A 19,478-nucleotide genomic window follows, 5' to 3' on the forward strand; every position below is an offset into this window, starting at 1 on the left:
ACTTTTCGGGGGCTGCCGCCATGCCGCATACTCTCCCCGCTGCGGAAAGCGGAAGAGGGTCGGTCGCCGGTGCTGGATGTTCTGGGTCTCGAACCCGATGACGAGCGCGTCTACCGGGCGCTGCTCGGACAACCGAACTCCACCGCGATGCTGCTGTCGGATCTCCTTGTCGTCCCGCAGGCCGACGTCGACAAGGCCTTGTCCCGCCTGGTCGGGTGGGGACTGGTGATCGGGTCGGCGGATGAGCAGTTCACGGCCGCGCCGCCGGCCATGGCGCTCGGCGCTCTCATCAGCCAGCGCCGGGACGGGCTGCGCATGGCTGAGCAGGCCCTGGTGACCTTCGCCGAGGAACACCGGGCGGCGATGACCGGGAACAGCATCAACGATCTGATCGAGGTCGTCACGGGCGTCGACGCCATCCGCCACCGCTTCCTGCAGGTGCAACAGGCGGCCCGCACGCAGGTCCGCAGCTTCATCACCGCGCCGTTCCTCGCCGTGCCACCCGACGAGAACACGGCCGAACCGGCGGCCATTGGCCGCGGCGTGCACTTCCGGGCGGTCCTGGACCGGGCCGTGCTGGCAGAACCCGGCATCATCACCGATGCGATCGATTCACTGCGCAGCGGCGTGCAGCTGCGTGTCGCCGACCAGCTGCCGATGAAACTCGTGCTGGCCGACGCCGACCTCGGCCTTGTCCCGCTCGCGGTCACACCGGCCGGAGAGCCCGGCGCCGTTCTGCTGCACCGCAGCGGTCTGTTGGATGCGCTGGACGCGCTGTTCGAAACGGTATGGCGTACCGCCCACCCGCTCGAGCTGTCGGGCACCGACGGCGAAGCCGAAACCACCGTCGAGCTCGGCGTGGAAGGCCCGACCGACCTCGACCGAAAGATTCTCGCGCTACTGCTGGCCGGCCTGACCGACCCGACGGCCGCGACACAGCTCGGCCTGTCACCACGCACGCTGCACAGACGCCTGCGCCACCTCATGGACATAGCCGGAGTTCGGACCCGGATGCAGCTCGGCGGTCACGCCGTCCGACACGGCTGGGTGGATCCGCGCTGAAGGTCCTGTGCCGTTCAGAGGCGTGACTGCTTGAGCTTCGCGGCGGGCGGAGAGGGCATGGTCGGTCTCGTGGCCGCCTGTTCCGACGGCGAAGGCCCGGTACCGCGACCATCGGTCGGGGCGCCGGGCCTCACGCGTGCGGATCGGATCAGGACGTGCTGCCGCGCGGGAAGGAGACCTCCACGCGCCGGTTCTTCTTCCGGCCCTCTTCGTTGGCGTTGCTGGCGATCGGGTACTGCTCGCCGTAGCCACGGATCTCGAAGGTGACGTTCGAGTCGAGCGACTGGGCCAGGACCGAATGCACCGCGTCGGCGCGCTGCTTGGACAGCACGTCACCGTGTGCGGAGGAACCGAGATTGTCGGTGAAGCCGAAGACACGCACCTTGGTGGCGTTCTGCTTCTTGATCTCTGCGGCGACGGCCGCGATACGGGACTTGGCCGCCGAGCTCAGCTTCGCGCTGTCCTTGCCGAAGAGGACCTCCGCCTGGAGCGCGAACTTGATGCTCGCGTTGCTGTCCTCGCGACGCTCCTCGCCACCCATGTCCTCGACGACCTGGATGATGTCGAGGACCTTGGCGGGAGCGAGCGTGCCGCCCTCAGGCATCTTCAGGTCGGGGTCATCGGGGTCCACTTGGACGGGGGGTACTGACGTCGCCTCGGTGCCGGGCGGCACACTCGGGCCGTCGTCGGCGGACGCCGACGACGCTCCGAACAACGTGGCAGTCGCTACCACCATCGCTGCCGCGAAAGAGAGTCCGGCCACGCCAGCCGGCTTCAACCGAGTTTGTTTGTAGGTCATGTCAGTCGTCACCCTGAGATCTTCAGGGAAGCCGTCGCGAACGTCGGCAACGTGAAGTCAACCTCAGTCGTCGTGCTCGGAGGCGCTGGAAACTGCATAAAAATAGGGGTCGATTCCCCCGCCGACAAAGGAGGGATACCGGTGGTGCAAAGGCAACGACTCTCCGTATCCCGAAGAACGTAGTAGCGCTTCTTTCCTACTTTATCCACCAGTGTCGCACCGGCAACAGAGTTTGCGTTGCTGTTAGCAACCGACGTTTCCGTTCCCGCCCACGAACTGGAGTTCTGCGTCCTGTCACTCAGGTTCTTGATCGTGCCCTGAACCGTGACAAAGCCTCCGGAATCACGCCTTACCTGATTGATCACGAGAGTCAGTCCACTTCCCCTGACCTCGGCCAGGTTGGCGTTCGGGTCCACGTTGTCCCCGGCGGAGGTGTCCTCCTGTGCCCCCTTGTCCCCATCAGAGGACTTGGAGGGTGCAGAAGATGACGACGAAGAACCAGGGTCCTTCGCTTCTCCGCCGCCGTCACTGCCGCAAGCAGTGACGGCGAGGGCCAGTGCCGCCGTCATCGAGACAGCGGCCACCACCCTTCGGGTCCTCGCAGTACGCCGAATGCTCATCGGTTCTGATTCCTTTACTCGTCGTTCGCTGTCAGTCGTCGACCAAGTGGACGGCGAAGATGGCCTTGCTCAATGCGGCCCATGCATTCTGATTGAAGTCAGTGGGGTCGATCGAGAAGCCGTCCCGGCCATCGCACTTGAAGGCCACCGGTTCACCCGGGTCGCCCTTGAACTTGTAGGTGCATCGGAACTCGATGACTGCAGTCGCATCCGCGGTGGCCTGCTTGGTCTCCGTACCCGGGATCACCGTGTCGCCGACCGTGTAGCGAGTCCGGATGCTGACATGCATCTTGTCCTGCAGGTACCCGTACGTCGGGTAACACGTCGTGGTGTCAGCCCGGTTGGAGGAAGCGAACCGCTCGGCCTGCATACAGGGAGCCGCCGGGTTGAACATGTAGTCCTGCAGGAACTCGTGGAGTCCGCCCGGCGTCATGAGTGAGGCGACGAACGGAGGACCCAGGGTGTCACGAGCGTCCTGAGCCGCGGCAAGCACGGCAGCGTCCGCTGCGCCCTGAGCTCCGTTTCGAGTTGCCGATGCCTTACCGACAGCAAAGAACGCACACGCGAGGAAGAGCAGGCCCGCCACCATCACTACATAGATGGGGAAGGCCTGCCCTGCATCGGTACGGTTGCGACGCCGCATTACTTGGCTGTGATGGTGTTCACCAGACCCGAAATCCGGCCCGAGATCGCGCCACCGATACCCGTCGCCACGATCGCACCGATGATCGCCACGACCACCAGGATGATGCCGAGGTACTCGAAGGCCGTCTGGCCGCGGTCCTTGGCCTCGTAGCGCTTCTGGATGGAACGGACGGCGGTGCTGGCCCAGCCGTTGACGCGGACGGCGGTCTTCAGGGTGATGTTCGACATGGTGTTCCCCTCCAGGTTCGGCCGACCGGTAGCCGGCCGACTCACACGTTTCTCTGTCGTCGTTTCCGTTACCGGCTTCCTCCTGGCCGGTGCCGTTTGCGACATGAGAAACATACGGCGGAACACCCTGCCCGCCAGAGGGTCCCAGGGCCCAATCCAGGGCCCAAAGGGCGAGTTGGGTCCTGACGCTCAAGCCATGGGCCCGCGCCCCTCGCTCAGCCATGTCCACCACTCCCCCGGGCCGGCGCCGTGCCGAGCCACCGGGCGATCGCCTCGCTGCGGCTGCCGCTGTGCAGCTTGGTGAAGATGCGGTTGATGTGGTTCTTGACGGTCTTCTCGCTGATGAAGCAGGTGGCGGCGATCTGCTGATTGCTCATGCCGGACGCGATCAGCTCCATGACCTCCACCTCCCGCGAACTCAGCCCGTACCGCTGTCTGTTGGGAGCCGTGGCCGACCCCCCGGTTGTTGAAGACTGTGCCACAACTGGTTGCAATTGCGAAAGACCCTGCGCGGTCAGTGCCGGCCGCGTCGCAGGTGACGGCATTTCAGCGAGCGGTGAATGTGCAGGCGCACCGTGTTGCTGCACATGTCCGGCCCCCTGTCCCTCGTAGCCGGGGCCCTGGTGGGCAACGCCCGTGGTCAGGGCGGTCCCCAGCCCCTCGGGCAGCTGTCCGCCCTGCGGTCCGGGGCCCCGCCGCATATGGGCCAGGAGCGCGTTCGCCGCGGTGGCGGTGAAGTGCGCACGCCCGCTCTTGGTGTCCCTCACGGCCTGCACGAGTTGGTCCGCCGTGAACTCCCCGTGCACCAGATAGCCCCCCGCGCCCAGCCGCAGCGCCTCGTGGACGATCTCGCTCTCGCGGCTGTACGTGAGCATCATGACCGGGGCGACCTGCACGAGGTGCGGCAGCGCGGAGATGCCGTCGACCCCCGGCATGCGGACGTCGAGCAGGACGACGTCCGGGCGGTGCTGTACGGCCATGTCGTAGGCCTGGCGGCCGTCCGCGGCCTCCGCCACGACTTCGATGTCCTCACGGCCGGAGAGCAGCACGCCCAGGCCGGCCCGGACCACCGGGTTGTCGTCGGCGACGACGACCCTCAGCGGGCCGGCCACCGGCGCCGGAGGAGCGGCGGGAAAGGGGGGAGGCATGGCCTCGGATGCCGCGGACTGCTGGGGGACGGGGAACCCGGAGGAGCTGAGCTCCGAGTTGAGCGGTGTGACGTGCGAGGACGTGTGCTGGGAGGCGTGGTTCTGTGCGGCCCAGTTCTGGCCCGACGCACGGGAGACGTCGTCCGGCATCTGCGACCTCCTCTCAGGTTCTTGGGGGGTATGGAGCGGGTCAGTTCAGCTGTGGTGCGTGGGGGCCGGCTGCGAGAGCGGCCACCGGAAGTTCCAGGCGCACTTCGGTGCCCTTGGCCGCCTTGCCCTTGCCGATGCGGATACGGGCTCCGATGGACGCGGCACGTTCGACCATGCCGACGAGGCCGAAGTGGCCGGCGCGCTTGAGGTCGTCGAGCGTCGTGCCCGGCGGCAGGCCACGCCCGTCGTCGTACACGCTGACGCGCAGGACATCGCCCTTCACGCCGGCCAGCACGATGAGATAGGTCGGGTGGGCGTGGCGATGGGCGTTCTCCATCGCTTCGGAGGCGACGGTGAGCAGCTGGCGGGCGACCACCTGCGGGACGAGCGGGACCGGGGCCTCGTTGAGCATGCGGAAGGTGGCCGTGAGCCCATGGCGGCGGGTGAAGTCGTCGGCTCTGGCGCGGAGTTCCGAGACGACGTCCACGCCTCCGTCGAGTCCGGAGTCGCGGCGCAGGTCGGAGAGCAGCTCCCGCGACTCCGCCGCTGCCCGGCGGGCGGAGCGGGCGACCAGTTCGGCCTGGTGCTTGACGGTGAGCGGGTCCATCCGGTCGGAGGAGCTGGCCAGGCCGTCGGCGGCCAGCGCCAGACCGTGCAGCGTCTTGGCCACCGAATCGTGCATCTCGCGGGCCAGCCGGGTGCGCTCGCCCTCCACGGCCTCGTTCACGGCCAGCCGCGCCCTGGTCTCGGTGAGAGCCTGGCTCGCCGTGCCGAACCGGAGGAGGAGATTGCGAAGGGTGACCCCGACGGCGCCCGCGATCACGCAGAAGCCGGGGAGGAGCAGCGCGGTGGCGTCGCTCGCCTGCAGCCTCGAGTCGGTCCCGTACACACCGAAGACGATCAGTGTCTGGAGCGCCGCGAAGACCGCCGCGCCCCGCCAGCCGTAGACGAGTCCCGCCAGCAGCGGGGTGCATACGGTGACGTAGGCGAGAGTGGACTCGGGCGTGGCGGTGATCAGCAGCAGGGCTCCGAACAGTGCGTCGATGCCCAGCAGCCAGGGATGGCGCAGAAGGACGGGGCCGAAGCGTTCCCAGTCCCGGAAGAGGACGTACGACCCCATGAAGGTGACGAGGACGGCCGATCCGATCAGCCACGTGGCCACGCCCGACGCCGTGTGATCGATCGCGAACGGAGTGGCTATGGCGATCATCGCGAGCCGGAAGCCGAAGACCTGACGGCACATGGCCTGGAGCGCATTGAGCTGGATCGCGAACGCAGGGCGCGCTCCGGGGTCGGCCATCGCCTGACGTACCTCGGCGGTCAGTCCGAGCTGTGAACTGCCGAGCTGGAACGACATGAGCCTGTCACCTCCCCCTGGTCATCGTGCTCAAGATCCCCGTCATGCATGTCATCCGCCCGTGAGGAAACTGAAGTCGACGTTGGCTCCGTAGACGAAGCCGACCGTCAGCAGGACCAGGGTTCCCGGGAGCAGGAAGGTCGTGACCGCGAAGGTGGCCTTCGGAACGGCCCTGGCGGCCTTCCGGCGGGCGTTCTGGGCGTCCGTACGCCGCATGTCGTTGGCGATCTGGATCAGCGTGTCGACGATCGGGGCGCCCAGCTCCTCACCCTGCTGGAGTGTGGTCACGAACATCGCGACCTGTTCCGAGTCGTTGCGCTTGCGCAGCTCCTCGAAGGCCTGGCGACGGCTGACGCCCATGTCCATCTGGCGCAGGGTGATGCGGAGTTCGTCGGCCCACGGGCCCTCGTACTTGTCGGCGACACGCCCCAGGGCCTGGCGGAAGCCGAGACCTGCCGAGACGACGACGGCCAGGACGTCGAGGAAGTCGGGGAGCGTCCGCTCGATGTGGTCCTTGCGGACCCGGACCGCCGACCAGATGCCGACCTCCACCCAGAACAGACCGAAGCCGATCAGCAGGAGGGAGAGGAAGAGCTGGCCGCGCAGAATCATCGAGAAGGCGCCGAGCAGGCCCAGGGCGCCGTAGACGAAGCGGCGGGCGGCGTAGCGGTCGATGGTCAGACCGCCGGGGTTGCCCGCCATGTCGATCTGCCGTCGCTTCTTGTTGACGGCCTTGGGGCCCATCATCCGCAGCACCATGGGGGCCCAGCGCATGCCGAGCCGGTCGATGCCGGAACTCACCGCACTGGTGCGGGTGGCGCCGACCTCCAAGGCGATGGCGAGGTCGCCGGGGAGTTTGGCGTCGGCCCGGTACATACGGATGCCGGCGATGGCTCCGAACACCGCGAGACCCACGACGAGCGCAAGCAACAGGTTCATGTCAGCTCCTCCCCTCAGACGTCGATACGGGACATGCGTCGGATCACGATGAATCCGATCGTGTACAGGACGAGGGAGACGATCACGGCGACCTGGCCGATGAGGGCGCCGGTCATCCGGTCGAGTGCGCCCGGCATCACCGCGTTCATCAGGAGCATCGCGCCGAAGCCGAAGACCGGCACGGCGTATGCGGTGACGGTCACCTGTGACAGCTGCGTCTTGACCTCACGCCGGGTCTCCTTGCGCTCCTCCAGCGTCTCCGTGAGGTTGCGCAGCGAGCTGACGACCGTACCGCCGGCCCGGTTGGACAGGACCAGGGTCGTCACCAGGACGACGAGTTCGCGCGAGGGCAGCCGGTCGGTCAGCTCGCTCATCGCGTCGTCCAGCGACTCGCCGACGGCGAGGCGGCGGGCGACGCGGGCCAGTTCCTCTCCCGCCGGGTCCTCCATCTCGTCCGCCGCCATGCTGATGGCGGTACGCAGGGCGAGGCCGGCCTGGGTGGCGTTGGCGAGGATGCGGGAGAGCTCCGGAAGCTGGTTGATGAAGCGCTCGGTCCGCTTGGTCCGCTGCCAGTTCAGGAAGGCATTGGTACCCCAGAGACCGATGAGCGCCGCGACCGGACCGAAGAAGCTGGCGAGGATCGACGAGGCGGCCATCCAGAGTCCGGCCATGGCGACGAGCGCGTAGACGAAGAACTCGCCCGGGGTGATTTCCAGACCCGTGGCGGCGAGCTTCAGCTCCAGCTTGCGGCCCAGGCCCGTCTTGCGCAGCCTGCGGTCGACGCCCTGGAAGCGGCGGTGGCGACCGGCTGCCGGGATCTGGCCGGTGTGCGACAGCCGGTCGACGAGGGCGTCCCGGTCGGCCTTCCCGCCGGAGTAGGCGTACAGGCCCATGACGCCTGTCACTCCGAAGAGCAGCGTGACGCCGATCGTGAGCAGAGGGAGATTGTTCATGGCGCGGTACCTACTTGGCCTCTCGGGTGGCGAGCTGTTCGTCGGACGCGGCGACTCCGAAGGCCTGCGGGATGGGCTGGCTGGCCATGTAGAGACGGTCGGCGATCTTGCGCGGGAGCGGGAGGTACTGGAACTGGCCGTAGATCCGCCCGTCGGCAGCCATCGGCTGGGCGTTGAACCGGGCGACGGACACGATGCGGTAGGCGTCGCGGCCGTGCGAGTCGAGCACGGCGATCTCGGTGACCTTGCGGGAGCCGTCGGCGTGCCGGGTGAGCTGGACGATGACGTCGACGGCGCTGTTGATCTGGTCGTGCAGCGCCTCGAACGGGATCTTGATCTCGGACATCGAGGCCAGGGTCTGCAGACGCATAAGTGCGTCCTCGGCGCTGTTGGCGTGGACGGTGGCGAGCGAGCCGTCGTGACCGGTGGACATCGCCTGGAGCATGTCGAGCGACTCGCCGCCACGGACCTCACCGACGACGATCCGGTCCGGGCGCATACGCAGGGAGTTGCGGACCAGGTCACGGATGGTGATCTGGCCCTTCCCCTCGACGTTCGCCGGGCGGGACTCCAGGCGGATCACATGGTTCTGCTGGAGCTGGAGCTCGGCGGAGTCCTCGATGGTGACGATGCGCTCGTGGTTCGGAATCAGTCCGGACAGTGCGTTGAGCAGCGTCGTCTTCCCCGTGCCCGTGGCTCCGGAGACGATGATGTTGAGCTTGGCCTGAACGAGCCCGGAGAGCAGGATCAGCATCTGGTCGTCGAGCGAGCCGATGCTGATCATCTCCTGGAGCGTGAAGGCGCGCGGGAACCGCCGGATGGTGAGGGTCGCGCCGGACAGCGACAGCGGCGGGATGATCACGTTGACACGCTCACCACTGGGCAGTCGGGCGTCGACCATAGGATTCGACTCGTCCACACGGCGGTTGACGGTCGACACGATGCGCTCGATGGTCTGCATCAGCTGCTCGTGCGAACCGAACCGCATGGGGAGCTGCTCGACCTTGCCGCTGCGCTCGACGAAGATCTGGTCCGGTCCGTTCACCATGATTTCGGTGATGGACGCGTCTTCGAGGAGCGGTTCCAGGATGCCGAGGCCGAGGGCCTCGTCGACGACCCGGCGGATCAGCTGGGTGCGTTCGACTGTCGAGAGGACCGGGCCCTCACGGCTGATGATGTGGCTGAGTACGCGCTCCAGGCGAGCCCGCCGGTCGGCGGCGGCCAGCGAGGACATCTCCGCGAGGTCGATCTCCTCGAGCAGCTTGGCGCGGTAGGTGGCCACCATGTGACTGTCCTCCCGCCCCCCGCTGTTCTTCTCGGGGGCGGTGATGCGGGCCCGCAGGCTCATTCCGTAACTCCCTTGATCCGACGTGCAGATGGTGCTCCGGCCGCGCGCTGCGGGGCTCGGTCACTCCCGGGGGAAGGTGGAGCTTCGCTCGGCGTAGCCCCAGCTGAGTCCAGGGACGACGGAGGGGATCTTGACGCGCGCGGTGTAGGTCACCTCGTCGATGCCGTAACTCGGGGTGAACTGTGCGTCGTCGGGCTCGTCCGAGAGCCAGTCGCTCATCGCCTCCCGGCCCGCCAATTCGGGAAGCGTCAGCGGCATGTCGTGGCTGGCCGTGCGGGCCGCCGCGCGGGCGCCCGTGCCGGCCTGGTTGGCCGTGTACGCGGCCACGCCCAGCTGGATCGCCAGGAGGCCCACCAGGAGCAGCAGCGGGATGAAGCCCATGTACTCGATGGCCACCTGGCCGCGGTCGCGGCGGGATGTGCCTGTGCGCTCGCTCATCGGTCAGCCCTCCGTCGGCGACGCGGCTTCGCCGGTGATCGTCATCGGCCAGTTGAGTACGCCGGGCACCAGGACCGGCACCTTCAGGCTGACCTCGGCCTTGTACAGGGTGGGCGTCGCCTGGCAGTGCGTTCTCGACTTGCTCTCCCAGGCGTCCGGCAGATCCTCCCGGGCCGCGCGCTTGCAGGCCAGCGTCGGAAGGTACTCCGCCCCGGTACCCGCCCGGGCCGCCTCGTCGGCCGCGTTCGACGCCAGGCTGAACGTGTAGCCGATCAGTGCGCACTGCCAGAGCGCGATCAGTAACAGGATGATCAGCGGCGTGACGCCCACGAACTCGATCGCGGTCTGGCCGCGATCCCGCTCACGGAAGGAATCACCGTCACGCCTCCTCCGTATCCTCAGGCCTCTCATCTCGGTGGCTGCCATTGGTCAACGTGTCCCCTCGGTCGTCCCACGGCCCCCGGAGTCACCGTCGCGCCGTCTGCGCGGGCGCCCGATGGAGCCTCGGTCGTTCTTGAACTTTCCGGCGTTCTTGCCGCCACTCCTGTCCGCGCCGGCGGGGAGCTTCACTATCCCCAGCTCGCCGGCCAGGCCCCAGAGCGCCTGCTTCACCGTGCTCTTGGCATCGAGTTCGTGCATCCGGCCCGCGTCGACGGCGCCCTGGAGCTCCTTGAAGTTCGCGGGAACGGCCGTGTTCGCCATCCTGGTCCCGGTGATCTTCTCGATCAGCGGCGGCTGGATCTCGGTGTTGCGGATGAACCGGTTGACGAGCGTGAGCGTCTCCTCCGCCTTACGGATCTGGAGCCGCTCCCACATCCGTACGGTGCGCTTCGCGCCGCGCACCGCGATCACGTCCGGGGTGGTGACCAGCACCGCCGTGTCGGCCATTTCGATGACCGCCGCGCCGGCTCCCTGGAGCTGGCTGCCGCAGTCGATGACCACCACCTCGTACCGCGAGCGCAGGGCGCTGACGATCTGGCGGGCCGACCGGTCGCTGACCTCCTCACCGCGCTCCCCCTCACCCGGCGCCAGCAGCAGGGCGAGCCCGGTGCTGTGGCTGAACACGGCGTCGGACAGGACGCGGGGCGATATGTCGGCGATCGCCGCCAGGTCGACGATGGAGCGCCGGAACTGCACGTCGAGGTACGAGGCGATGTCGCCGGACTGGAGGTCCATGTCGACCAGCGCGACGGTCTGCCCCGACGCCTGTGATGCCAGGGCGAGTTGGACCGCCGTGACGGTCGCCCCCACACCGCCCTTGGCGCCGCTGACGGTGATGACGGTGCCGCCGGGGCCGGTGAAGACGTCCCCTCCGCTGCCCAGGTGACGGCGGACCCCGACGGACCACTGGGCTGCGGACTGGACCCGGTTGGCGAGTTCCTCGTAACTCACCGGCAGGGTGACCAGGCCACGGGCGCCCGATTCCATCGCTGCGGAGAACAGCCCGGGGCTGGCATCCGCGGTGATCAGCACGACCCCGATGGCGGGGAAGCGCAGGGAGACCTCCCGGATCAGTTCCAGAGCCGGCACCGGACCGATCCGCTCATGGACCAGCACGACCTCGGGCAGCTCGTCGAGCGACTCGCCGGCGAGGCGGGCGAGGGTGTCGATGAGCTGTGTCGAGTCGCCGACCGGTGCGGCCGGCTCTGCGTCGGGAAGCTGGCTGAGCAGGGTGGTGACGGATCTGGCCGCGTCGGGGTCACCGACGGCCGGGAGGATCCTTGTGGTCATTCGATCCTCACTTGTCCTTGTCGAGCGTGTAGGTGCGGTCGCCCGGCCGGATGGTGCTGTCGCTGCCGGAGGCCAGGAGCGCGAGGCGTACGTGCTCCGCGAAGGACTCGGCGTAGGCGATGCGCTGGGTGTCGAGCGTGTTGAGTGCGAACGTGATGGGGACGGCCTCGGTACCCATGTTCGTCTTGGCGTCCCGGCCGGGCTCCAGGGCGGTCAGCTTGCCGACGTCCAGCACCTTGGCGTTGGAGACGATGACCTTCGACTGGGACGGGGCGCCGTCCTGCTCGCCGGCGAACGTGGCGTAGATGTTGACCGTCGAACCGGGGGTGATCTTGCCGGCGACGCCCGTGGCGGCGTCGATCATGATGGCGATCTCCTGCTCACCGGGCTGGAGTTCGGGACTCTTCTGCATCATGTCCGACTGGAGCAGCGAGCCCTTGCGCAGCTGTGTGACGGCGATCTTTCCGTTGACCTCGGAGAGGTCCGTCACGGCGTTGGTCGACAGCCAGCGCTTCGGCATCTTGATCTTCTCGAACTGTCCGGAGGACAGCGCCGTGTAGGGGGCGATGTCGGACTTCAGCTGGTAGGCCGACACCTCGGGGCCGACCTTCGAGTTGACGTCACTGATCACCGAGAGCACGCCGGCGAAGGCGCCGAAGGCGCACAGGACTGACAGGAGCAGGAGTATCACGCCGCGGCGCTGGCGGGAGTTCATGGGCCGGACAACCTCGTTCGTATCGGATGCGTGGGGCAGCGGACAGAAGGATGCGCGGTGACTGGGCGTACGTCTGGAAGTCGGTCGGGATTCGCGTCTGGGACTGTGCCTGTACGACGTCTGCGTCTACGCGTGTTGCGGAAATGCGGGGACGTCACGACCGTGGCTGCACGGCCGCTCCTTGGTTCAGGACACTTCCGGGGTGCATTCGGTTCTCGGGTGGAGGAAGTGGTGAGGAACAGAAACCGCAACGATCTCCGATGAGTTCCATTCCGCACCAGTGACAGTTCTCGCGTCTTACGGAGGCCACCAGTTGGTACAGAACGGAGATGTCCGGAAGATAGGCGGCAAATTCCACCAGCTTTCCGGTTCCCCACCAGCGGGAGGAGTCAGAAGGCAGAGTGACCTCCTGAATGGCCTGGACCTTCCAGGCGGGTGCCAGAGTCTTGTGCACCCAGTCCGACTGCGACTGGCCCTTGGCGATCAGCAGATGCGTTCCGAACTCCGGCCCGGAGGGCGGTTCCACGGCCGGTCCGACCTTGACGAGCTGCGGGTCCGGCCCCGCGACCACGGCGAACTGGGAGCCCGGCACCCATGATTTGGCATGTGTCTTGAGACTGACCGGAACCCGGTCCAGCTTGGTCACCGAGTTCAGCATGGCGCCTGGGTAGATGTAGTGCGGCAGCAGCCGGGCGGCGGAGGCGACCACCCCGGGGCTGAAGTCGCAGATCGACAACTGGCGCAGCTGTCTGACGAGTACGGCGATGCCGAGCGGCGGGAGGTCCACCTTGAGCAGGGCGATGCGGTCGCTCTCCAGGACCGATCTGACGGAATGCAGTCTGCGCTCGTGGGCGGCCGGCAGACCGGCCGAGTAGACGGCGACGACATAGCCGTGCTGCTCCAGCAGCACATGCATGTCACTGATCGCCAGATCCATCGTCTGGTCTTCCGGAGCCTGCAGCAAGGCCGCCGTGGGTGTCTGCTGGTCGGTCGGTGGCAGCACAAGATCAGCACTGGTCACTGCTATTGCGGTCGGCACGCTGGTCCCCGTTCGGCTCCGGCCACCGTCGCGCTGACGGCGGCCGCAATCGCTCCTGCTCCGTGCTTCTGCCACAGCACTTTATCTACGTCTTACCAGCCAGAGAACACCTTTCGTGGACCAGTACAGCTACATCCGGGCAACACCCTCGCGACAGGCGGGCGACACCCAGGTGCGAAATCGGGCGAAACAGAGAGTTGTTAACTCCTGTACCACTGCGGAGGGTTACCGAAACGCGTTCCGATTTTCGCCGCCTGAATTCATTCATGCACGTCAGAATGGATCTCGGGTGTTGGTGCGCCATTCCGGAGGTGCGAATTCCGTCACCGTCCGACCGCCCAGGCCGACCTGGCCCGCCGCCCACCCGACTCGCTGACGGCAGAGGCCGATTGTGTCCCTGGAGGGCAACCACAGCGACCGGGACCCCGGCCGGCGCACGCCCGTCGCACTCCTCTCCGGAACCCGTGGTCGCCAGAGGTCTTGACAACTCGATTGGTCTGGACCAGCTTTGTCGGCCAACGGTGGCCACCGTTCTTCAACGCACCTCCACACGCAGCACGTTCATGCCCGTGTCGTACCCCCCGGCACCCGCCTGCACCCCCGATGCATCCCCCTGCATCCCCGACTCCCCCACGGAGGCAAGCACGTGGAACGCTCATCCGGCACCCGGCACGGCAGACGCCGCATCCGCCCGGTCCTCGGCTCCGTCATGGCCGTCGTCGCCGCGGCGGCGCTGACCTTCACCGGTCTCGTCGGCACCGCCCAGGCCGCCGACGTCAACAACGCCAAGAACGCGGGCTTCGAGTCCGGACTCGCCAACTGGACCTGTTCCAACGGCAGCGGCACCACCGTCTCCTCCCCCGTGCACGGAGGAGCCGCGGCCCTGAAGGCGACCCCGGCCGGCCAGGACAACGCCCAGTGCACACAGGCCGTGGCCGTGAAGCCGAACTCCACGTACGCCCTCAGCGGCTGGGTGCAGGGCGGATACACGTACATCGGCGCGACCGGCACCGGAACGACCGACGTGTCCACCTGGACCCCCGACTCCAGCGGCTGGACCAAGCTCTCCACCAGCTTCACCACCGGCCCGAGCACCACCTCGGTGACCGTGTACCTCCATGGCTGGTACGGGCAGGCCCCCTACCTCGCCGACGACATCTCCGTCACCGGCCCGGACGGGGGCGGCGGCGGTGACCCGGCGCCGACCGTGCCCGCCACCCCGGCCGGGCTCGCGGTGGGCTCCGTCACCTCGTCCTCAGTGGCCCTGTCCTGGAACGCGGTGTCCGGCGCGACGGGCTACAACGTTTACCAGAACGGCACCAAGGTGCAGTCGGTGAGCGGGGCCTCGGCCACCGCGACCGGACTGACCGCCTCGACCTCGTACTCCTTCCAGGTGTCCGCGACCAACGCGGCCGGTGAGTCCGCCAAGTCCACGGCGGTGACCGGTACCACCTCGGCCACCGGTGGCGGCGGAGGCGGCGGCACCGTGCCCAAACACGCGGTGACCGGCTACTGGCAGAACTTCAACAACGGCGCCACCGTCCAGAAGATCAGCGACGTGCCGGCCAACTACGACATCATCGCGGTCTCCTTCGCCGACGCGACCGGCACCCCGGGCGGCGTCACCTTCAACCTCGACTCGGCAGGTCTCGGCGGCTACACCGTCGACCAGTTCAAGGCCGACATCAAGGCCAAGCAGGCGGCCGGCAAGTCCGTGATCATCTCGATCGGCGGCCAGAACGGCACCGTCTCGATCAACGACTCCACCTCCGCGACGAACTTCGCGAACTCCGTCTACTCGATGATGCAGACGTACGGCTTCGACGGGGTCGACATCGACCTGGAGAACGGCCTCAACTCCACCTACATGACGCAGGCGCTCAGGTCCCTCTCGTCGAAGGCGGGCTCCAAGCTCGTCATCACGATGGCGCCGCAGACCATCGACATGCAGTCGACGTCGAACGAGTACTTCAGGACGGCGCTCAACATCAAGGACATCCTGACCGTCGTCAATATGCAGTACTACAACAGCGGTTCGATGCTCGGCTGCGACGGCAAGGTCTACTCGCAGGGCTCGGTGGACTTCCTCACCGCGCTCGCCTGCATCCAGCTGGAAGGCGGCCTCTCGCCGGCCCAGGTCGGGCTCGGTGTGCCCGCATCGACCAGCGGCGCGGGCAGCGGCTATGTCTCGCCGACGATCGTGAACAACGCCCTGGACTGCCTCGCCCGTGGCACGAACTGCGGCTCGTTCAAGCCGTCCAGGACCTACCCGTCGCTGCGCGGCGCCATGACCTGGTCGACCAACTGGGACGCCAAGTCGGGCAACGCCTGGTCGAACGCGGTGGGCCCGCACGTGCACGGCCTGCCGTAAACCACCGTCCGGTATCAGTGACCAGCAGCGCCACCGCTCCCCCGGTGGCGCTGCTGCATGTCCGCGTCCGCGTGCCGCGACCTCCGGTCTCCTCCTCGCCCGTAATTCCTTACCGGAAAGGGAAGTTGCCGACCTGGTACAGAGTGAATCGTGGCACCTTGCGAGCCCTCGTGGGACCCTGTTCACCGCGCGATGAAGTGACGGGGGGAGCTACATGGCGGGGGCACGGCTGGAAGGGCTGAGCGAGAGCGATCCGGCAGCACTCGGGACGAACCGGCTGCTCGGCCGGCTGGCGTCCGGCGGCATGGGGCGGATCTACCTCGCGCAGGCCGCCGACGGGCAGCTCGTGGCGGTCAAGACACTGCTGGCCGAGGGCGAGGTCAGCGATGTCGACCGACGCCGGTTCGCCCGCGAGGTGAAGCTGGCGCAGCGGATCGACAGCGCGTTCACGGCGCGGGTACGGGAAGCGGACCCGGACGCCGTGCAGCCGTGGATGGCCATCGACTACATCGCCGCACCCGCCCTCTCCGAACTGGTGCGTGCCGCCGGGGTGTTACCCGCGTCCGCCGTACGGTGGCTGGCTGCCGGAACGGCCGAGGCGCTCGTCACGCTGCACCGCGAGGGCATCATCCACCGGGATGTGAAGCCGCAGAACATCCTGCTTCCGCTGACGGGCCCCCGGCTGATCGACTTCGGCATCTCACACGCCAGCGACCTCACCCGGACCAGCCTCACCCTCGGAACCATCGCTTTCACCTCGCCCGAGCAGGCACGCGGCGAGACGTCGACGGCGGCGTCCGACGTGTACTCGCTGGGCGCGACGCTCTTCCACCTCGCCACGGGGCGGCCGCCGTACCGCGCCGACGGCGACACCCTCGCCCTGCTGGCACGGGTGCAGCGCGGTGAACTGGATCTCGACGGGCTGCCGAAGGAACTCGTACCTCTCATCCGTCCCTGTCTGGCGGTGCACCCGGCGGACCGCCCCGTACCGGCCGACGTGCTGGACCAGTTCCGCCGGGCGATGACCGGACTGCCGCTCTCGCAGAGCGGGAGCCGCTGGCTCCCGCCCCGCTGGACAGCACTGATCGAGGTGTACGAACGTCAGAGTGACGCCCTGCGGCGCGGCGCGGCGGCGGACCCCGACGGCCTGACCGTCGATCAGCGGACATCGGCGGTACCGCATCCGGGCCGGACCCAGATGTACACGCGGGACGCGGAGGCGGCGGCCGCTCGGGTGCGGGCGCAACGCGAGCGGGAACAGGAACGGGAGAAGGAACAGGAACGCGAACGGGCGGAGCGCGAGCGGGCCGAGAAGCAGGCCGTCCGCGAGCAGGCCGCGCGACTCGAGGCCCAACGCGTCGCGGAGCAGAAGCGCGCCGAGGAGCGCCGCCAGGAGCGGGCCCGCAAGCGGGCTTCCTCGTCATCGGCCCAGCAGCCGCCCCTGTCCGTGGCGTCCGTCACGGCCCCGCCGGCAAAGAAGGGTTCTTCGAGCGGCTGGTGGCTCATCCCGCTGATCTTCTTCGTGCTGGTGGTCTGGCGGCCGTGGGAGTCCGATGCCGGAAGCAGCAGTGGGGGCAGCAGCACCTCCGGCAGCAGTGGCTACACGTCATCCTCCGGCAGCAGCGGCTCGTCCTCCTCCGGCACCGTCGCGGACCCCGACCCGACGCCCGATGCCACCGATGCCGCTTTCCGCGCCGTATCGACCGGGGACTGCCTCACGGCGTACGCCGACGGCTACGACGACTGGTCCACGACCGCGCCGCGCACAGTGTCGTGCGGTGCCGCCGACGCCTACACCCGGGTGACGTCCGCGCGGAAAGGGATCAGCTTCGCGGACTGCCCGACCGGTAACGGGCGTTCGTACTGGTACCACATGGGCTCGGTGTCGGACTTCACCGTGTCGCTCTGCCTGGAGCGCCAGTTCCGCACCGGGCAGTGCTTCGTGGCCAAGATCAGCAACACCTCCGTCACCAAGTCGCTCCTCATGAACGTCTGGAGCTGCGACGCGGCCAAGGTCCCCTCCGGCTACAACGCGACCTTGCAGATCACTGGCTACCACCGGGCGCAGAAGAGCTATCCACGGGGCTACTGCGCCCGGAGCCAGGGAGACCGGAACAACTACTGGATCTACGACGTGGACGGCGGGAAGAACGTCCTGTGCACGACACAGACCGACTGAGCCCGCCGCCGGACACTCCCAGGGTCTTCCGTCCGGATCAGGCTGGATCAGGGTGCGGGGTCCGGTGCGTGCAGCTGCACGGCGGAGGAAGGAGCCCACGCGGAGCGAATGAGGTCTTCCCCTGCTCGAGCGAAGCCGGGAGCCCGGGGAGGGCTGACGACGACGCGGCAGATGTGCGCACCGGACCCGCGAGCCCGGCGTGATCCGGGCGAGCGGCCCTAGATCACCAGGCTCAGCAGCGCCGCCACCGCGAAGCCCGCCACCGACAGGACCGTTTCCAGGACCGTCCAGGACTTCAGGGTGTCGCGTTCGGTGATGCCGAAGTACTTCGACACCATCCAGAAGCCGCCGTCGTTCACGTGCGAGGCGAAGATCGAACCCGCCGAGATCGCCATGATGATCAGCGCCAGATGTGCCTGCGACATGCCCTGCCCCTCGACCAGCGGCACAACGATGCCCGCAGTGGTGACGATCGCGACCGTCGCCGAACCCTGGGCGACGCGCAGGACGACGGAGATCAGCCAGGCCAGCAGGATGACCGGCAGGCCGACGTCGTTGAACGTGTCGGCGAGCGCGTCCGCGATGCCGCTGCCCTTCAGGACGGCACCGAAGATGCCGCCCGCGCCGACGACCAGCAGGATGTTGCCGACCGGCTTCAGCGACGAAGTGGACACCGCTTCCAGGGACTTACGGGACCAGCCGCGCCGGATGCCCAGCAGGTAGTACGCGAGGAGCAGCGCGATCGAGAGGGCGACGAACGGGTTGCCGAAGAACTCGATGACCGAGCGGACGGTGGAGGGGTCCAGGGCGATGGAGGAGAACGTCGCGGCGAGGATCAGCACCAGCGGGGTGCCGATGATCGTCAGTACGGTGGCGAGCCCGACCGGCTCCTCACGCGGGGAGACACCGGCGGCCCGCTGCTCGGCGACGACCGCGGCCTTCGACTCCTCGGCGGCCTCGACCATGTCCTGCGGGACCTCGACGAAGATCCGCTTTCCGATCCAGGCGGCGTAGACCCAGGCGGCGAGGACGGACGGGATGCCGACGACGGCGCCCATGAGGATGACCCAGCCGAGGGAGACGTGGAAGAGACCTGCGGCGGCGACGGGTCCCGGGTGCGGCGGCAGGAAGGCGTGGGTCATCGAGAGACCGGCGAGCAGCGGCATCGCGTACAGCAGGATCGACTTGCCGGACCGCTTCGCGGCGGCGTACACGATCGGCGCGAGGACGAAGATGCCGACGTCGAAGAAGACCGGGATACCGAAGATGAGACCGGTCAGACCCATGGCGAGCGGGGCCCGCTTCTCACCGAAGAGGTTCAGCAGGCGGGCGCTCAACACCTCGGCTCCGCCGGAGACTTCGAGGATCGCGCCGAGCATCGTACCGAGGCCGATGATGATCGCGACATGGCCGAGGATGCCGCCCATGCCGGACTCGATGACGGAGACGGCGGCGGATTTCTGGACCGTGCCGAAGAGCTCGGTGACGGAGAGACCGGCGCCCAGGCCGACGGCTATGGAGACGGCGAGCAGCGCGACGAACGGCTGCAGCCTCACCTTGATGATCAGGAAGAGGAGGAGCGCGATTCCGAGGGCGGCGACGGTCAGCAGACCGGCTGTGCCGTCGATCAGGAGGAGGAGTCCACCGGTGTGGGGTGGTGTCTCGACCGGAGGTGGTGTGGCGGCGAGCAGCATGGGACGACTCCGTGTGTGGGGGTCCTTCGGGCAGGGTGGGGCGCGGCACGGCGCCCCTGTCG

At 67.9% G+C, this 19,478-nt stretch carries 18 protein-coding genes; 3 read left to right on the top strand and 15 right to left on the bottom strand.

Features of this window, described 5'->3' with window-relative positions:
* Positions 1-69 precede the first annotated feature (69 nt).
* Positions 70-1,062 (top strand): helix-turn-helix domain-containing protein, encoded by a 993-nt coding sequence (locus ACFYP5_RS02630; RefSeq protein ID WP_389029583.1) that lies wholly within the window; start codon positions 70-72, stop codon positions 1,060-1,062.
* Positions 1,063-1,210: 148 nt separating this feature from the next.
* Here ACFYP5_RS02630 and ACFYP5_RS02635 read toward each other — a convergent pair whose 3' ends face one another.
* From ACFYP5_RS02635 to ACFYP5_RS02700, 14 genes are all read right to left on the bottom strand, one after another.
* Entirely contained in the window at positions 1,211-1,798 is a 588-nt protein-coding gene (locus tag ACFYP5_RS02635) for an OmpA family protein (RefSeq protein ID WP_389030707.1), read from the bottom strand.
* Between the two features lie 71 nt (positions 1,799-1,869).
* Positions 1,870-2,481, bottom strand: coding sequence for a hypothetical protein (locus ACFYP5_RS02640; protein WP_389029586.1), 612 nt, complete (start codon positions 2,479-2,481; stop codon positions 1,870-1,872).
* 31 nt (positions 2,482-2,512) lie between these two features.
* Positions 2,513-3,124, bottom strand: coding sequence for a pilus assembly protein TadG-related protein (locus tag ACFYP5_RS02645; RefSeq protein ID WP_389029589.1), 612 nt, complete (start codon positions 3,122-3,124; stop codon positions 2,513-2,515).
* Positions 3,124-3,354, bottom strand: coding sequence for a hypothetical protein (locus ACFYP5_RS02650; RefSeq protein ID WP_355226248.1), 231 nt, complete (start codon positions 3,352-3,354; stop codon positions 3,124-3,126). Before ACFYP5_RS02650 ends, ACFYP5_RS02645 begins: the two co-directional genes overlap by 1 nt.
* Positions 3,355-3,569: 215 nt before the next feature.
* Positions 3,570-4,652 (bottom strand): response regulator, encoded by a 1,083-nt coding sequence (locus ACFYP5_RS02655; RefSeq protein ID WP_389029592.1) that lies wholly within the window; start codon positions 4,650-4,652, stop codon positions 3,570-3,572.
* Between the two features lie 40 nt (positions 4,653-4,692).
* Positions 4,693-6,009, bottom strand: coding sequence for a sensor histidine kinase (locus tag ACFYP5_RS02660; protein ID WP_389029595.1), 1,317 nt, complete (start codon positions 6,007-6,009; stop codon positions 4,693-4,695).
* A gap of 51 nt (positions 6,010-6,060) precedes the next feature.
* Positions 6,061-6,948, bottom strand: a complete 888-nt coding sequence (locus tag ACFYP5_RS02665; RefSeq protein WP_389029598.1) for a DUF5936 domain-containing protein — start codon at positions 6,946-6,948, stop codon at positions 6,061-6,063.
* A 14-nt stretch (positions 6,949-6,962) separates the two neighbouring features.
* Positions 6,963-7,901, bottom strand: a complete 939-nt coding sequence (locus ACFYP5_RS02670; RefSeq protein WP_389029601.1) for a type II secretion system F family protein — start codon at positions 7,899-7,901, stop codon at positions 6,963-6,965.
* 10 nt (positions 7,902-7,911) lie between these two features.
* Positions 7,912-9,249 carry a CpaF family protein gene (locus ACFYP5_RS02675; protein WP_389029603.1) on the bottom strand — a complete coding sequence of 446 codons (1,338 nt, stop codon included), beginning with the start codon at positions 9,247-9,249 and terminating at the stop codon, positions 7,912-7,914.
* Positions 9,250-9,309: 60 nt separating this feature from the next.
* Positions 9,310-9,687, bottom strand: a complete 378-nt coding sequence (locus ACFYP5_RS02680; RefSeq protein ID WP_326627753.1) for a TadE/TadG family type IV pilus assembly protein — start codon at positions 9,685-9,687, stop codon at positions 9,310-9,312.
* Between the two features lie 3 nt (positions 9,688-9,690).
* Positions 9,691-10,113 (bottom strand): TadE/TadG family type IV pilus assembly protein, encoded by a 423-nt coding sequence (locus ACFYP5_RS02685; RefSeq protein ID WP_078878608.1) that lies wholly within the window; start codon positions 10,111-10,113, stop codon positions 9,691-9,693.
* Positions 10,114-10,116: 3 nt separating this feature from the next.
* Positions 10,117-11,418 carry a CpaE family protein gene (locus ACFYP5_RS02690; RefSeq protein ID WP_389029607.1) on the bottom strand — a complete coding sequence of 434 codons (1,302 nt, stop codon included), beginning with the start codon at positions 11,416-11,418 and terminating at the stop codon, positions 10,117-10,119.
* A 7-nt stretch (positions 11,419-11,425) separates the two neighbouring features.
* On the bottom strand, positions 11,426-12,133 hold the full coding sequence (gene cpaB, locus ACFYP5_RS02695; protein WP_267002547.1) for a Flp pilus assembly protein CpaB: 708 nt from the start codon (positions 12,131-12,133) through the stop codon (positions 11,426-11,428).
* Positions 12,134-12,287: 154 nt separating this feature from the next.
* Entirely contained in the window at positions 12,288-13,154 is an 867-nt protein-coding gene (locus ACFYP5_RS02700) for a hypothetical protein (protein ID WP_389029610.1), read from the bottom strand.
* A gap of 727 nt (positions 13,155-13,881) precedes the next feature.
* Here ACFYP5_RS02700 and ACFYP5_RS02705 point away from each other — a divergent pair.
* Together ACFYP5_RS02705 and ACFYP5_RS02710 are read left to right on the top strand one after the other, a co-directional pair.
* Positions 13,882-15,543: a chitinase gene (locus tag ACFYP5_RS02705; protein WP_389030710.1), complete on the top strand. Its 1,662-nt coding sequence runs from the start codon at positions 13,882-13,884 to the stop codon at positions 15,541-15,543.
* A gap of 214 nt (positions 15,544-15,757) precedes the next feature.
* On the top strand, positions 15,758-17,722 hold the full coding sequence (locus ACFYP5_RS02710) for a serine/threonine-protein kinase (protein WP_389029613.1): 1,965 nt from the start codon (positions 15,758-15,760) through the stop codon (positions 17,720-17,722).
* 218 nt (positions 17,723-17,940) lie between these two features.
* Here ACFYP5_RS02710 and ACFYP5_RS02715 read toward each other — a convergent pair whose 3' ends face one another.
* The gene (locus ACFYP5_RS02715) at positions 17,941-19,416 is read right to left on the bottom strand and encodes a GntP family permease (protein WP_389029616.1); all 1,476 of its coding nucleotides are present in this window, start codon (positions 19,414-19,416) and stop codon (positions 17,941-17,943) included.
* Positions 19,417-19,478: the final 62 nt, after the last annotated feature.

Source organism: Streptomyces sp. NPDC005262 (genome assembly GCF_042872425.1).
Taxonomy (GTDB): Bacteria; Actinomycetota; Actinomycetes; order Streptomycetales; family Streptomycetaceae; genus Streptomyces.